Source organism: Dyella sp., assembly GCF_051954575.1.
In the GTDB taxonomy this organism is placed as follows: Bacteria; Pseudomonadota; Gammaproteobacteria; order Xanthomonadales; family Rhodanobacteraceae; genus Dyella_B.
The window spans coordinates 1-16,000 of the sequence record NZ_JBQCHP010000144.1 but is presented as its reverse complement, the minus strand read 5'-3'; the positions used below and the strand labels follow the sequence as shown (position 1 = coordinate 16,000).

Genomic DNA, 16,000 nt, shown 5'->3' with positions numbered 1-16,000 from the left:
GCTTGGCAAGACGGCCAGTCTTCCCGGCGCCGCGCTACACACCCTGCGAGCCTTCCAGGCATCATGACGACGGCGATACTTATTCAGTGTTGCCTTAAGGCTGTCCGCACGGTCCGAGCTTTCACTCGCAGCCGACTGCCAAGGACATAAAAAGGTGAGTGTGTGCGGACGGCGCGGATGGTTCGTCCGCATGGATGAGCTTGCGCCGCACATGAGCGACACAGGCGAACGATCACATCCTTGCGACCACGCCATGCGTACATTCATCACCGTATCGTCTTTCACCGACCGCCATGGCCGATTTCCAAACTGGCGCAGTTCGGTTTGCCGCAGATGGCCGCTTTCGGCAGTGACATCTTTTCGGGGAAGCGCCTTCCTATGGAAATAGGCTCAGGGCTCTACTTGCATCCCACGGTCCGTACGGCCATCGATGCCTTGCAGGCAGGCGACCGGCTCGCCTGGCTGAGCTGTTTCACCGCAGGCGCCAAGCTCTTCGACAACGGCAAGCGCAAAAGCCTGTTCAACTTCACACGCGACCACATCGGCTCGATACGCTTCAGCTCGATCGACCGCGCCGACAACGATGGGCGCGATCTCTATGGCGTGATGCAGGTTCGCCAAGAAGAGAACGTCCACGGCTATCTGAAATTCCGGCTCGACGCCGCGGCAATGTGCAACCGGCTCGATATCGGCAGGCAGGATGATGAGCAATCTCAGCCGCTGTTGCCGTTTTCGCCTGGATTGGTTCCGGAGGAGGGGGGGACGGGGTAGGGCATGGGTGTCAGCCGTTTTCCTGGTCATGGCCGGCCGTGGCGACACGATTGCGCCCGCAGGTCTTGGCCCGGTACAGCGCGGCATCGGCGCGGCGAATGAGATCGAAACCGTCGCGGTCTTGCGGATGCAGCCAGGCGACGCCGATCGAGCAGGTGACGTCCACCGGGATGCCATCGCCGCGGAAGGGGCGTTGAGCGATGTAGTGCCGCAACACTTCGAAGGGCGTGAGCTTGCCTACCGATATGCCAGGAATTACCGCCAGTACTTCCTCGCCGCCATAGCGGCCCGGTGTCGCTTCAACCGGCAACGCCTCGCGCAATCGCGTAGCGGTTTCGATCAGTACCGCATCGCCGGCGAGATGGCCGTAGCGATCGTTGATGCGCTTGAAATGGTCCAGGTCGATCAAGGCCACGGCCAAAGGTCGTTCGTGTGCCCTTGCCTCAAGCATGGCTTGATCCAGGATCTCCAGCACATGGGAGCGATTGGGCAGGCCGGTCAGGGCATCATGCGTGGCTTGCTGCCAGAGTGCAGCACGTGCCTCTTCCAGCGCCTGCTTATCCACTTCCAGCTCGCGCGTGCGCACCGCGACCAGGCGTTCGAGCGTATATGCGCGCGAGCGCAGGTGCCGTGTGCGCAATTGCCATATCAGCACAAGGCTTATGGCGAGCAACAGCACGCCTCCCAACACGGCCGGCCATCGTCGCCACCACGGCGGCACGATATGCAGCGGCAACTGGACCTGCGATGAAAGCTGTCGGCTGTCGGGATCGTACGCGGCGATTTCGAAGACGAAGTCGCCCGGCGGCAGGGGCGGGTAGTCCACCTGCGAGCGATCGGAGCTCACCCAGTCGTGCTCCAGGCCTTGCAGCCGATAGCGATATTGCAAGGTGCGGCGCGTGGGTGCGCCGAGCGTGGCCAGATGCAGGGTAAGCGGTTGCCCCGATGCATCGTCGAAACGATAGGCGAGGGCGGGTTTCTGGGCGACGTCACCAAGATTCACTTGCGTGACGATTACCTTCAAGGCATCAGGCGAGGTCAGCATGGCCGGATGCAGGACGTGCGAAATGCCGTTGGTGGTGCCGATCCACACCGAGCCGTCTTCATCTTCGAAGAAGGCGTTTTCCCCGATGTCGTTCCAGATCAGGCCATCGTCTTCGGTGAGCCGGCGCCAGCGCTGGCCATTGTAGAGCTCGATGCCATCGGTGCCGCCAACCCACAGCCAGCCTCGGCGGTCATGTTGTATGAAATAGACGCGCGTGTCGTCGAGCAGTTCGTCTGCAATGTGTTGCATGTCCAGCGTGTCGCCGTCAGTGATGCGGCCGCGCCATAGACCATTGAAGTCACCGGCCAGATAAAGATCTCCGCTGGGCAGCACATCCATATGGGTGAAATCCTGTCCGGACGGCGCACCGTTCACGCGTATCCGTACCCAACGGTCATGATCGAAACGGAACAGGCCTGCTTCGCCGCTGATCCAGATCCGACCTTGCGAATCTTCCTTTGCGTCAGTGAATGCGTTATCGGGAATGACGCTTGCGTCGGCGCGCCGAAGGAGATGGCCGTCGTAGGCATACAACCCTCGCTCGGTGCACAGCCATGCCATGCCGTGGCTGTCGACCATAAGGTTGCGAATATAAGCGGGCGAGTGCGCCACCTCTTCGGTGATGCCGGTGCGTGCGCGATAGCGCAGCAGTTCGCCCGAGTAATAAGCCGCAAGCATGTCGCCGTCCGGCAGGGCATGCAGGCCGATCGTTTCCTGCGCGAGCGGTGGTGCCCTCAAGGGCCACGATGCAAGACGCGTGGCATCCGGCGCAAGCATGCTGCCGCCCAGTTCGTTACCGACCCATAGTGCGCCGTCGCGTGCACGCGCTATCGCCCAACTGGGGCTGCTGTCCAGGCCTTGCGCGGTCTGCCAGCTTTCGAACCGATCGTAGCCGCGCCATTGCAGTACGCCGCGGCCATAGGTGCCGATCCACAGCACATGATTGCGGTCATACAGCAAGGCGTCGATACCGATATCGGGCAGGCCGTTGTTTTTGTCGAATACGCGCCAATGCCGGCCATCCCAGCGCGCCAGGCCATCGTTGGCGCGCGTAAGCAGGCGTCCTTGATCGTCCTGGATCATATCCAGGTAGGCGGTGACCACGCGCGCGCCCGGCAGATCGCGATTCACGAATGCATCGTTGCCGGCAGCGAGTGCGCGGATATAGCGAGGGCTGCGCACCCACAGCGTACCGTCCTGGCCACGCAGGTATGAGGTCCACGTATCGGCCGGAATACCTTCGTGCTCGCTCCACACGCGCAACTGCTGACCGTTCCACTGGCACAGCGACTTGGCGCAACCGAACCACAATGCGTGCCCATCGCTGAAGACGCTGGTGATATCGGCCAGCACAGGTGTGGCGCGCAATGCTGCCGCGTCGAAGCGCTGCCGTAGAAGCCAGCGGGTTCCTGCCGGTTCGACCTGCCAAAGACGATGCTGGCTGACCATGTATGTACGGCCATCCAGATCGGCAAGTGTGGCGCCGGGATCGACCGGCTGTGGATGCGACGATTCGTCGGCCAGCACGAAATGCTGGCCGTTGCCGACGTACAGGCCGCTGCGCGTGCCTACCCACAAACGCCCGACCCCGTCCTGATGCAGGGCAGAAATGTAACTGCCGCGCAGGCCGCTGGCTGCGCCGATGTGTTGAAAAGAATGACCGTCAAAACGGAACAAGCCGTTCTCGGTACACGCGTAAACGAACCCGCTTTGATCTTGCAGCAGGCAATTGTCTTCCAGGCTGCGCAGGCCTTCAGATTGGGTAAAGCTGGCGAGGCTGATGGCCTGAGCATCGGCAGATATGGCCCGCGCCAGCATGATCAAGCCGATGGCGAGTACGTACCATGCAGGTCGATGGCGCACGATGGCTCCGGGCAGGACCATCCGGCCACCCGATCGTGCTTTCAATGCTGCCCGGTCCCCTGTAGACCCCATGCCTTGCACCCAAGCGATAATGCTCCGCACAAGTCGCGCGGTCTGGACAACAATAGCGCAGGTTTCCGGCGACCGGGTCACGGGTTGGCGTCGATCGCTCTCGCTCAATCAGGCTCGCGTCCTTTAGACGCGCTTGTTACACCTCAAATATCCCTTTTCGCTTCAGGAACCCCGTTCGTGCCGCATTATTCCGGTCCCTTGCTTACGCGCCCCATCGCCGAAACCTTGCTGACGGCGCGCGATGCGGGGAAGACTGAATGGGCCGGCTCCTTGGATCTGGCCCGTTCGAACAGCGTCGTCACGCTGCATGCTGACACTTGGGAACATGGCGGGCAGCGCTATCCGTACCCGCACAAGGTGAAAGACCGCACCATCTATTACTGGGATGGCGAGGAATTTTCAGCGGCGTCGCGTTTTTCCGGCTCACTGATCAAGCTGGTGCCTACCGAGTGGGGCGCGCCCACGTTCGAGATCGACGGCATCAAGATGCTGCCGACGTCGAAGCTATCGCCATTCGAGGATGCACGCCGCAAGGTTGCACTGGTCGAGCCGCGCGGCAAGGTGGTGCTGGATACCTGCGGCGGCCTGGGATACTTCGCCGCCTGTTGCCTGGAGGCGGGTGTTACACGCATCCAGTCGTTCGAGAAGAACGCCGATGTGCTGTGGTTGCGCCAGATCAATCCGTGGTCGCCAAACCCGGACGATACCGGCGGGCGCCTGGTGCTCAGCCATGCCGACGTATCGCAGGCGATTGCCGGGATCGCCGATGCTTCGGTGGAAGCGCTACTGCACGATCCGCCGCGCTTCGGCATCGCCGGCGAGCTTTATTCGCAGGCGTTCTACGATCAATTGGCGCGTGTGCTTCGCCGCGGTGGGCGTTTGTTCCACTACACCGGTAGTCCGAACAGGCTCACCAGCGATCGCGACGTACCGCGCGAGGTGGCCACGCGCCTGGAGCGGGCAGGGTTCAAGGCGCAACTGGCCTTGGATGGCGTGTTGGCGACGCGCCGCTGAACCGGGCGCGTTGCAGCCGTTATACCGTCTCTGCCGCGAACGCCGACTTCAATTCGCGCGCCAGCTCCTGCATCGAAAAAGGCTTGCTGATCACCCGCACGTCGCGATCGAGTATGCCGTTGTGCACGATCGCGTCGCGCGGATAACCGGTCATGTAGAGCACGCGCAGCTTCGGATAGAACGGGCGAACCGCTTCGACCAGTTGGCGGCCGTTCTTGCCCGGCATCACCACGTCCGTCAGCAGTAGTGCGATGTCGGGATGGCTGGCCAGTTTTTGCTGCGCGGCGTCGGCGCTTTCGGCATCGAGCGCGGCGTAGCCCAGTTCGTTGACGCAGGCGACCACGAAATGGCGCACCTCGGGGTCGTCTTCCACCACCAGGATTTTCTTGGAGGTGTTGAGTGCGAAGACCATGGTCTCCGCAAACACTTCCGCATCCTGCTGCGCGGAGGAGCGCGGCAGGTACAGCTTGACCGTGGTGCCGATGCCCACTTCGGAATACAGCTGCACGTGGCCCTTGGATTGCTTGATGAAGCCATGCACCTGGCTCAGGCCAAGGCCGGTGCCTTGCCCGGCTTCCTTGGTGGTAAAGAACGGATCGAAGGCGCGACGCACCACATCCGGCGGCATGCCGCTGCCGGTATCGGTCACGGCCAGCATCACGTACTGGCCGGGCGTAACCTCGACGTGCGTATTGGCAAACGTCTGGTCGAGGTACGTATTGGACGTTTCGATGACCAGGCGTCCCTTGCCGTTCATGGCGTCGCGACTGTTGACGGCAAGATTGAGCAGCGCGCTTTCCAGCTGTGGCCGATCGATGAACACGCGCCATAGGCCGGCGGTCAACGTGGTTTCGATCTGGATGTCTTCGCCCAGCGTGCGTTGCAGGATCATCAGCATGCTGCGCACGCAATCGTTGACGTCGACGGACTTGGGCCGCAGCGGCTGCATGCGCGAGAATGCCAGCAGGCTTTTGGTGAGATCCGCGCCGCGCATGGCGGCCGTCAATGCCCTGGAAACCAGGTCTTTCAGGCGTTCATCGGTTTTGCCCAGATGGCGCAGCGACATTTCCAGGTTGCCGACGATGATCGCCAGCATGTTGTTGAAGTCGTGCGCGATGCCGCCGGTGAGCTGACCCAGCGCTTCCATTTTCTGCACCTGCCGCAGGCGCATCTCCACCGCTTCGCGTTGTTGGATCTGGTCTTGCAGCGCCAGGTTTTTTTCGAAGATCGCACGCTGGCGGCTGGCGCCTTCGCGATGCACGCGATAGGCGACACCCGCAGCGATCAGCACGGCGAACAGCGTGGCGGCCAGAAGCAGCGCACGAGTGCGGTGCGACGCATCGAGACGCTGTTCGAGCAGGGCCGCTTCGTTGCGATCCATCTGCCGCGTCAGTGCCTGGATGTCTTCCATCAATTCCAGGCCGACGCCGGTCTTGACGACACCGAGCGCGGAGCCGTCGTCGCGGTCGGTTTGCATCTGCACCGTGTGCTCCAGTTCGCCCATCTTCTGGTCGATGAGCGGACGGAGCTTGGCCAGCAGGGCGGCTTGCGATGGATTGTCGGCCACCAGCGAAGCCAGCAGCGATTCGGTGGCGGCCAGATCCTGGCGCGCCAATTCATACGGATGCAGATAGCGCGGGTCGTGCGTAAGCAGCACGCCGCGCTGTCCCGATTCCGCATCGCGCACATCGCTATAAAGTTGAATGATGGCCTGGCGTACCTGCTGGGTATGATTCACCCACTTGTCTGCGTGCTCGCTGCTGATGGTGGCGAACGTCACCAGGCCGCATGCGATCAGCAGCAGAAGAAAACCAACCCGTATTTGCCATTCCGCCCGTCTTTGCTGCTTCTTCAAGCGCTCCATCGGCGACCCCTGTGTGCATAACGGCGCTAGATAGCTTCATCCTTGTCCAAGTATCGTGAATCCATCCGCAGAAGGTAGCTGCAGTGCAATACATCCCTGGCGGCTGCAGCCATTGAACTTGCCATGGCCGGCCGCAAGGTCCATGTAAAGCTTCACCCCTGGCAAGGAGATACGACCATGACTCCGCCCGATGCTTCCGCTGCGCGACCCATCAAGCAGCCTGGACCGGACCATCCCATCACGATCGAGCGCAGTCCGCAGCGTGTGGTGGTGAAAGCCGGTGGCCGAACCGTGGCGGATACGCGCCATGCGCTCACGCTGAAAGAGGCCAGCTATCCGGAAGTCCATTACATCCCGCGCAACGACGTGGACATGAGCTTGCTCGTGCGCACCCAGCACGCCACCTATTGCCCGTATAAAGGCGACTGCTCCTACTACAGCATTCCTTCCGCCGGCGAGCGCGGCACGAATGCGGTATGGACCTACGAAAAGCCGCACGAGGCTGCCGCCCCGATCAAGGAACACCTGGCGTTCTATCCGGATCGCGTCGACGCCATCGAACTGCTCGATGGCTGAAAAAAAGCCCGGGAGTTGCCTCCCGGGCTTTCGCATCAAACAGGCAGGCGATCAATGGCCGCCGGCCGATGCCTTGGCATTGGCGTCCGCACTGACATCGGCATTGGTGCCCGCCGCACCCGCACTGCCGTTGGCCGACGCACCGGTTTGCACGTTGGTGTTGGCAGCGCCCGCGGCATCCGTGGCGACCTTGTCGGTAGCGCCCGATGCGGTGCGGGTGGCGGTCGAGGAGGCATCGTTCGCGGTGGAGGCTGCAGTATGGGCGGTCTTGTGCGCCGTATGCTTGGCGGCGTGGCCAGTGTGCTCGATCGCATGGCCAGCCATGGACGTGGCACCCGTCGCCGTCTGCGTGGCGCCCTGCACAACTGCACCAGGATTTACGCTGGCACCCGCACCAACCCCGACACCACCGCCGACATGCACCTGGGCAAAAGCGGGAATGCTCAGCACGCTGGCCGTGGCGATCGCTGCAACGAGAATGGACTTGCGCATAGAGATGTAACCTCACTGGTGGGTAATGTGCCGCGTTCGATGACGTGGCGAGCAGACGCTAGGCGATCTGCGCAAACTGTTTCCTGAACGGAATTGGGGCCACTTCAGGTGCCGGACAGATCGCTGAATCGCAGCAAACGTGCGTTCGTAAGGCTTGCGTTAGCCAAGGTCCGGCGCGCAGTGCGATTGCCCAAGGTGTGGGCGATGGCGTTGACGCATTTGGGTGTTACTTGAAGTGATGCGCTACGTCGCTGCACGCAGTGATCAATGTAACGAACGGAAAAAACGTTTATGCGGGAAACGGCATCGTTCGCATGTTTGCGAAGCGCATGGATCTCGCGCTGCGCCAGATATCAATGACCTGGCGCCGCTTCATTGAAAAGATGGAACTTGGCGATGGCCGCCTGCGTGCTCATGATCGCCATCATGGAGCGAATCTGTGCACCGGTTGCGCGCGGATGCAACAGCAGAAACCGATTGCTGCCCGAACCCGCCGGCCGGCATGCGGCGGCGATGCATACCGCGCCATCGCCGCACGCCACCGCGGGCGGGGCGGGATAGCGCGGATCCCACAATTGCCGGCGAATCACGCCATGCTGCGGCCCACCGGCGATAAGGCATTCAACGACCTGTTCCATCCTCGTTTCCCCCTGTAATGGAGAGCGCTCTGGCTCTCGGGGACTAATAAGCATGCGTTGGGCCATGCTTACAGAGGGAATGTGCGCCGTATCACGTTTTGTATGTTTGGTTGGACGGCTGAGGGGATGATTCTGCCGGTCAGGTCACGGTGGCGGTGCGGGAATCCAGGAAAAAAAAGAAAACGAGCGCTTTAAGGTGGGTTTTTCGCGCCTTACGTTGGTGCCAGCGTTCGCTTGGAAGGGCGGCGTCTGCGGTGGTGCGAGACCTGCATCGCTGGATGTGACGTTCCGTGACACAAGGAGCTCATCCATGCCATGCGGGGGTTATTTGGATCGAATTAAGGCAACACTGATCAAGTATCGCCGTCGTCACCAGGCCTGTCTGTTCGCAGGCCACAGGGCCGTCGGCGAAGGCAGACTGGCGCATCGTCGAGACGGGGTACCTGCGGCATGTGGACAGACAGGGCTGGCCCCACAGGTTGAATTTGAATGAAGGGGTGATGTCTGGAAGGCCCGCATGCTGCGTCGCGCGGCTTGGCAAGACGGCCAGTCTTCCCGGCGCCACACAGCGCACCCTGCGAGCCTTCCAGACATCATGACGACGGCGATACTTGATCAGTGTTGCCTTAAATGGATGCACTTGGTTCGAATAAGGCCGCATCCCTCCGGACTGATTAGCGCTGAGTCTCAGCTGGTGCGTGGCCGTGATGTCGAGTGCTGCGTAATGCTTTGTTCGTCATCGCGGCGAAAGCCGGGACCCAGTGTCTTCCGCTTTGAAGTCGCTGGGCCGCGGCGTTCGCCGGGGCGACGAGCGTGAAGTGAATGGACTGGTTTTGAAATACGCCATCCTGCATTTCGCTCAGCACCATCTTTCATGGGTGATTGGAAGCACACCTTCTTCACCCACCTGAACCCTCCCGCATAAACTTGCTGCGTCGCAGGATGACAGCGGCAAATTCCCTCGATCATTCTGCGTGTCGCTTCAGGCCACGCGGAAGACACGGCGTCTGCCTGATAAGCGCAAGGGGCGCTTTTGCTAGGGAGAGATCGCATGAAGGGTGACAAGTCGTTGCGCAGGATGGTGGGGAGTGTCGTTGGTGTATCGCGTCGTCCGTTGGTAGCGGCATGCATGTTGGCCTTGGTGACCAACCCGGCGTGGGCGCAAGAAGCGCAAATCCAGTCGACGAATAGCGACAAGAATACACAGCATGCGGCACAGCAAAGCCAGCCTGCGGCCAAGACGCAGAAGCCGCCACAAGGCTCGGTGCAGAACCTCAACACCGTCGTCGTCACCGGTATTCGCGGCAGCATCGAAAGCTCGCTCAAGGCCAAGCAAAACTCCGACAACATCATCGAAGCGATATCCGCCGAAGATATCGGCAAGTTGCCGGATGCGAGCATCGCCGAAAGCCTGTCGCACTTGCCGGGTCTGGCGACGCAACGCCAGGACGGACGCGCCAACGTGATTTCCATTCGCGGCCTGTCGCCGGATTTCGCCGGTACCACGCTCAACGGCCGCGAACAGGCCACCGTCGGCGAGAACCGTGGCGTCGAATACGATCAATATCCCTCCGAACTGATCAGCGGCGCGGTGGTGTACAAGACGCCCGACGCGAGCCTGGTGGGGCAGGGGCTTTCAGGCACGGTGGATCTGCATACCATCCGGCCGCTGGATCTGCCCCGGCGCACCATCGCGGCGAACCTGCGCGGCGAGTACACCACCAACGGCACGCTCAATCCCGGTACCGGCGTCGGCGACCTGGGCCATCGCGCAAGCTTCTCGTATATCGATCAATTCTTCGACCACACTCTAGGCCTGGCGGTAGGTTTCGCACAGCTCGATTCGCCCATCCAGGAAAAGCAGTACCAAGCGTGGTGGTGGAGCGTGGACAACGGTTCGGCCGGCATCGACCAGAACTGGGGCGGTCCGCATACGCCCGGCATGCCGAACAACGTCATCTCGCAAGAAGGCATGCAGCTGCGCGCGCAATCGGAGAATCAATTGCGCAACGGCCTGATGACGGTGCTGGAATGGGCGCCGGGCGATCACTATCACTCCACGCTCGACCTTTATTACTCCGTGTTCAACGAGCGCAAGTACAAGAACGGCGCGCAGTGGTCGAGCAGCCCGTACAACAATGTTTCCTATGCGGATGTGGGCGTGACGCCGGCTTATCCGTATCCCATCGTGACCTCGGGCACGGTCAACGGCATCCAGCCGATTCTGCAGAACGAATACACCAAGGAACACGACAAACTGTTTTCCGCCGGCTGGAACAATCAGTACGACTTCGGCAACGGCTGGACGGCCATGGCCGATCTTTCGTACTCCACCGCCCGGAAATCGCTGCACGATGCGTACCTGTTCAGCGGCCTGCCGAATGCGGGCACCACCAGCGTGCAGTTCAACACGCCGGTGGGCGATGGCTATCCGGACTTCAGGCCGGGAGTCAACCTGGCCGATCCTTCCGTCATTCTTTTCACCGATCCGGATAACTACGGCTACAACGGCCGCGAGGAGTTCGATCACCAGAACGACACCATTCGTGCAGTGCGGCTGGAGGTAAGCCATCCGGTCGGCTGGATCTTCAGCAACGTCACCGTGGGTGTGAATTATTCGGATCGCAAGAAGACCAAGCAGGCCGATGTGTTTTTCGCCTGGCTCAATGGCAATGGCTCCAGTGCAGGCGGCTATAACCCGCGCCTGGGCGTGCCGATCAATCCTGGCCTTCTGTATTCCCCCACGTTGCTCGGTTACGGCGGCATTGGCGGCATTCTGGACTACAACGTGCTGGATGCACTTGATCAGCAGTTCTACCTGACCCAGCGCAACGGCCAGTCGGACTGGAGCCGCAACTACACGGTGGAAGAGAAGGTTCCGGTCGGCTACGTCAAGTTCAATATCGACACGCAACTGGGTGACGTGCCGTTGCGCGGCAATGTCGGCGTGCAGTTCGTGCATACCGATCAAAAGTCGCAGGCGTTCCAGACCAACGGCGACGCGCTGGTCGGCGGGCTTGGCGGTGGCATCAAATACAACAATGTATTGCCCAGCTTGAACCTCGTCGCGCAACTCAGCGAAGGGCAGTTTCTGCGCTTCGGCTTCGCCAAGACCATGGCGCGCGGCCGCATCGACGATGAGAAGGTGGCAAGCTCCGCCGGTGTGGCGGTGGTCAACAGCGGGCCGGCCGCCGGCCAGGCGTTGTGGTCCGGCTCGGGCGGCAATCCGCAATTGAAGCCCTACGTGGCGGTCGGCACGGACCTGTCGTGGGAGAAGTATTTCGGCAGGTCCAGCTATGTCGCGGTGGCGGTGTTCAACAAGAACCTGTTGAACTACATCTACAACAAGACCGTGCTGGACTTCGATTTCGCCAAGGCCGGCTACATCAACGACAACCCGTCGCTTACGCCATCGAGCAACATCGGTTCGTTCACACGCCCGGAGAACGGCACCGGCGGCAAGATGCGCGGCCTGGAACTCTCCGGCGCACTCGAAGGCGCCTTGATTTCGCCGGCGATCGACGGCTTTGGCATACAGGCCAACTTCTCGCTCACCAACAGCACGCTGCCGGTCAGTGCGGTTTCCACCATTCCTGGGAGCCCATCCACGCTGCCCGGCTTGTCGCGCAAAGTGGCGAACCTGGAGCTTTATTACGAGAAATACGGGTGGTCCGCGCGCATCGCCGAGCGCTATCGTTCGTCGTTCACCGGCGAGGCGGTGTCGTTGTTCGACCAGCTGGGCTACACCAAGATCCTGGCCGACAAGCAGACGGATTTCCAGGCCGGCTATGATTTTCCCGAAGGCCGCTGGCATGGCCTGTCGGTGTTGCTGCAGATCTACAACCTGACCAATTCGGCGAACAAGACGCAGCAGATTTCCAACTTGCCCAACAATGTCCAGGTGGCGCGTCCGCTGGATTACGTCACCTGGGGGCGCACCGTGATGTTCGGCTTGAACTACCGGTTATAGCGATCGGCCAGGCACCGGCTTGATGAAACAAGCCGGTGTCGAACGACTCAGGCCAGCATCGCGCCCAGCGTGGCTACGCAGATCACCAGGCAGGCGGCGAACAGGCTGTTCAGCATCAGGGTTTCGAATTTCATGGCGGTTCTCCGTGAGTAGGCGGTGAGGCTTTCGACGGAGAGGTTGCATGGCTTGTGCCAAGTGGGCGCGTGCGCGGAAAACCGCGGTGCTGCGCCGTTTTTCGATAGGTGGTTGTTGGTACGTAACTGTCCGCGGACGGTCGTCCGCGTTGTCCGGACAGTAGGTGGACTTACTTGCTTGTCTGTCCGATTAGCGTTGAATCCTAAATTACGCGAATGACGGCTCCCTCCCCTGCATGCAGGGGAGCGTTGAGGTGGGGTTGTCCGAGCTTGCCGCACCGTTGAAATGCATCGCGAGCTTGCTTCACCCCACCCTGACCCTCCCCCCGGATCAAGTCCGGGGCAGGCTCTACTACACGTCGGGGAGGGGGCGCATTCTGGCAAGCTGAGATTCGGCGCTAGTCAGGCCTCCGCGAAAAGCTGCCGGCAAGCGCAGCGCCGATGCGACAAACGCCCACAACGCCTCCGGTGGCGGCGCATCGTCCGGTGGCGATCCATCGGCCTGCTGGCGTCCCGTTGCGCCGGTTCTCACGTATTTGCCGATCACCGTCGCGGTACCGCCTTTGGCATGGTCCGCGCCCGGCAAGGTGCGGCTGAATTCACCGGTCAACAGCGTAACGACGTTGCGTCCTGGCATGGCCATGGCACGTTCGAGGAACGTCGCCAGCATGGGCGTGATCGGCGCCATGATCTCCCGCGCCACTTTGCCGATGTCGTCATGGTGCGTATCGAATTGGCGATCCTCCCGACCGGTGTAGGCGGGTTGTGCAAAGACCACGCTGGCGCCCGCATGCACCAAGGCTTCGACCGCCGCGAAACTGGCGCGCTGGCTGTCGATTGCTGGATGGGTGCCGAATGCGCCATAGGCTTGGCGGATGTCGTTGAACTGCGCGGTGGAAAGCGTACGTCGCGCATCCTCGAGCTTCGTGACGTGTTCGAAACCGATGCCTTGCTCGACGGGTGGATTCACTGCAACGCCCACCGGCAAGCCAAGGTTGTTGACGATGGCGCAAGGCGTCGCGCTGCGCGGCATGGCCGCCGCCATGCGCAACAGCTGGCTGCGCGAACCACTTTGCAATACCGCGGCGCGTGAATCGTTATGCGAATAGCAGCCATGCCGAAAATGCACCGACGCCATATACGCCCGTGCCATCGCAGGCAATGCGCCCAGCGAGCCGGCGTCGACATAAAGCCCGTTGCCCAAGGCACGCATATTGTCCGGCGTTACGCCGAACGCGCCGTTGGCAAGAAAGGCGTCCGCACTGTTGAACAAGCCAGCAGGGCCGCCGTTCAACCACCACACCACCAGGGTGGGGCGTTCGGCCGGTCGCCGCGTTTCCGCCGCCAGGTTTTGTCCGCCCACGGCCAGCGTGCCGGCCAAGGCGGCGCTCGCCTTGAGAAAGCCGCGTCGTGTCATGGCGTGGGTAAGCATGGTGGCGTGCCTTTCGAGAGGCCGTGGGCGGACGGTGTCGCTTGCCCTGATGGCGATGTCGGACGTAGCCTAGGCCGTCCGTCTTTCGAAAGGTGGCCATCTTGTGTCGCGTTTCAGACAGCAACCGCCGCGCGCCAATGCGTGGCCCATCACCGCGCTTGCCAAGGACTATCCGCGTGGATGGCATGTACCTCGGCATCGGCATCGCCGTGGTCAACTGATCTACGCCCGATCGGGCGTAATGCACGTGACCACGCGCGAAGGCATCTGGATCGTGCCGCCGCAGCGTTCGTTGTGGATCCCGCTGGGCATGGAGCATGAGATCCACATGGAAGGATCGGTGGCGGTGCGCATGCTGTATCTGGATCGCAGCAGCAGCGCGCTGTTCGGTTCGCATTGCAAGGTGATGGCGATATCGCCGCTGCTGCGGGAGTTGATCCTTGCCGCCGTGCAGGCGCATGCGCAGAAGCAGCGGGAGCGCATGGCCATGCTGGCGCCGCTGTTGTTGCATGAATTGCAGGCGGCGGAGGAAGCGGCCTTGCGCATACCCGTGCCATCGGAACCACGGCTGAAAAACATATGCCAGCGCCTGCTCTCCGGCAGCGCGCGCCTGGAAACGCTGGAACAGCTCGGAAGCCAGGTGGGCGCAAGCAGCCGAACCCTGGCGCGATTGTTCGAGAGCCAATTGCAGATGTCGTTCGTGCATTGGCGCCAGCATGTCCGCCTTGCGCGGGCGCTCAGCCAGATAAGCCAGGGCGCCGCAATCAAAACGGTAGCGCGGGATGCAGGCTACGCGAGCTGCAGTGCGTTCAGCAGCATGTTTCACCGCGTGCTTGGCATGACCCCGACGGACTATATGAAGCAGGCGGGTTTGTCCGGACCGTGACCCGTCGCCCCGGCGTTCGCCGGGACGACGGTGCGGATATTCGCGATGACCTCTTCACCCAGGCGAACGCGGCTGATGCAACGCCGCTTTCGCCGCCGTCTTGAGCTTGGCGAAGGCGCTCATCGCCGAGGCCGTCGAGGACTCCTTCCACTTTGCGTATTGATGATCCATTTCCGCCAGCTCGGTGGCGTTGAACAATTGCTTGATGGCGGGGAACAGCTGGGTTTCTTCTTCTTCGGCGTGATGCTCGACCAGTTCCGAGAGCACTTTGGTGGAACCGGCGAACTGGCGGGTGTCGTAACCTGCGGCGTGGATATCCGGCAGCACGGTTTTTTCGATCACGCGGTGTTCCTGCATCGAGGTCGCGTAGAGCAATTGCTGGTCGTGCGTGGCGCGCTTGTTGAAGGCGGGATAGAACTCGGTTTCCTCCCACTTGGAATGGGGGATCAGTGCTTCTTCGATCTGCTTGAGCAAATCCTCGCGCGTTTCTTTCTGGCTATCGATGGTGGCATTGATCCGGGCGAACAGGGCACGCAAGGTGTCGTGTTCGTTCTTGAGGGTATCGATGATGCTGCTCATGGCGGGCTCCTACGCAAATGCGCAGCCATTGCACTGCTGACGCCGTTGGCCGACCGTGAACGTCGTGTGGGGCGGATGCGTTGGCGCAGATGCGCCTGTCTGCCCGCCGGCGCGCCGTGTGCCGCATCACTGCGCCAGGCTGATGGCGCGATGCGCTTGCGATACGCGGATGGCGCTCAAGGTATGCACCAGCTCGCCATAGCTGCGCGCCAGTTGCGCGTACAGCACCGCATAGGCTTGCCGGGTAACGTCGGCGACGCCCAGGTAGGCGCTGCGACCGATGTCGATGAAGTAATCCACGCTCACCCGGCGTCGTTCCGCCAGGCCCGGGAACAAGCCGGCGACCAGCAGGCAGCGATCGCCCACGTCGCGTAGCGCGTCGGCGCGCGCGGTACCGGCCAGATCCATGGCCAACAACCAATCCATGCCTTGCGTACGCGCCAGCAGCAGGCCGTCGGCCTGATAGCGCAACAGCACGAATACCAGGTAGCTCTCGCTCGATTCGTCGAGCCGCCGCCCGGTCTGTTCGTAAGCGTCCTGCACCAGCGCCTGCCAAACCTCTACCGGCGTACCGTTCTTGAATGCTTCAAACATATCGCGTTACCCATTTTCAACCCGCGTACCCAGCCTAGCGCGCTGGAAACATCGCTGCCTGGCAGCCAGG

Annotated in this window: 12 protein-coding genes; 5 read left to right on the top strand and 7 right to left on the bottom strand. The window is 61.7% G+C overall.

What is annotated here, in order from left to right; all coding sequences use genetic code 11:
- Positions 1-240: 240 nt before the first annotated feature.
- Complete coding sequence (locus tag ACTHNE_RS18100; protein ID WP_324947414.1) at positions 241-771, top strand: hypothetical protein; 531 nt, start codon at positions 241-243, stop codon at positions 769-771.
- Positions 772-781: 10 nt separating this feature from the next.
- Here ACTHNE_RS18100 and ACTHNE_RS18095 read toward each other — a convergent pair whose 3' ends face one another.
- On the bottom strand, positions 782-3,679 hold the full coding sequence (locus ACTHNE_RS18095) for a ligand-binding sensor domain-containing diguanylate cyclase (protein WP_324947416.1): 2,898 nt from the start codon (positions 3,677-3,679) through the stop codon (positions 782-784).
- A 249-nt stretch (positions 3,680-3,928) separates the two neighbouring features.
- Between ACTHNE_RS18095 and ACTHNE_RS18090 the strand changes: the two genes are divergently transcribed.
- Positions 3,929-4,765, top strand: coding sequence for a class I SAM-dependent methyltransferase (locus tag ACTHNE_RS18090; protein WP_324947419.1), 837 nt, complete (start codon positions 3,929-3,931; stop codon positions 4,763-4,765).
- 19 nt (positions 4,766-4,784) lie between these two features.
- Here the strand turns inward: ACTHNE_RS18090 and ACTHNE_RS18085 are convergent, their stop codons facing one another.
- Positions 4,785-6,629 (bottom strand): CHASE3 domain-containing protein, encoded by a 1,845-nt coding sequence (locus ACTHNE_RS18085; protein ID WP_440269963.1) that lies wholly within the window; start codon positions 6,627-6,629, stop codon positions 4,785-4,787.
- A 177-nt stretch (positions 6,630-6,806) separates the two neighbouring features.
- Between ACTHNE_RS18085 and ACTHNE_RS18080 the strand changes: the two genes are divergently transcribed.
- Positions 6,807-7,205, top strand: coding sequence for a DUF427 domain-containing protein (locus tag ACTHNE_RS18080; protein WP_324947423.1), 399 nt, complete (start codon positions 6,807-6,809; stop codon positions 7,203-7,205).
- Positions 7,206-7,256: 51 nt separating this feature from the next.
- Here the strand turns inward: ACTHNE_RS18080 and ACTHNE_RS18075 are convergent, their stop codons facing one another.
- Entirely contained in the window at positions 7,257-7,697 is a 441-nt protein-coding gene (locus ACTHNE_RS18075) for a hypothetical protein (protein ID WP_324947425.1), read from the bottom strand.
- Positions 7,698-8,050: 353 nt separating this feature from the next.
- On the bottom strand, positions 8,051-8,335 hold the full coding sequence (locus ACTHNE_RS18070) for a hypothetical protein (protein ID WP_324947427.1): 285 nt from the start codon (positions 8,333-8,335) through the stop codon (positions 8,051-8,053).
- A 1,051-nt stretch (positions 8,336-9,386) separates the two neighbouring features.
- Between ACTHNE_RS18070 and ACTHNE_RS18065 the strand changes: the two genes are divergently transcribed.
- The gene (locus tag ACTHNE_RS18065; protein WP_440269962.1) at positions 9,387-12,305 is read left to right on the top strand and encodes a TonB-dependent receptor; all 2,919 of its coding nucleotides are present in this window, start codon (positions 9,387-9,389) and stop codon (positions 12,303-12,305) included.
- Between the two features lie 486 nt (positions 12,306-12,791).
- On the opposite strand, the gene ACTHNE_RS18060 is transcribed toward ACTHNE_RS18065, so the two are convergent.
- A complete protein-coding gene (locus ACTHNE_RS18060; RefSeq protein WP_440269961.1) occupies positions 12,792-13,871 on the bottom strand; it encodes a twin-arginine translocation signal domain-containing protein in 1,080 nt (359 codons plus the stop codon).
- 103 nt (positions 13,872-13,974) lie between these two features.
- Between ACTHNE_RS18060 and ACTHNE_RS18055 the strand changes: the two genes are divergently transcribed.
- Positions 13,975-14,757, top strand: coding sequence for an AraC family transcriptional regulator (locus tag ACTHNE_RS18055; RefSeq protein ID WP_440269960.1), 783 nt, complete (start codon positions 13,975-13,977; stop codon positions 14,755-14,757).
- Positions 14,758-14,811: 54 nt separating this feature from the next.
- On the opposite strand, the gene ACTHNE_RS18050 is transcribed toward ACTHNE_RS18055, so the two are convergent.
- Positions 14,812-15,336, bottom strand: coding sequence for a hemerythrin domain-containing protein (locus ACTHNE_RS18050; protein ID WP_440269959.1), 525 nt, complete (start codon positions 15,334-15,336; stop codon positions 14,812-14,814).
- A gap of 126 nt (positions 15,337-15,462) precedes the next feature.
- On the bottom strand, positions 15,463-15,930 hold the full coding sequence (locus ACTHNE_RS18045) for a hypothetical protein (protein ID WP_440269958.1): 468 nt from the start codon (positions 15,928-15,930) through the stop codon (positions 15,463-15,465).
- Positions 15,931-16,000 lie beyond the last annotated feature (70 nt).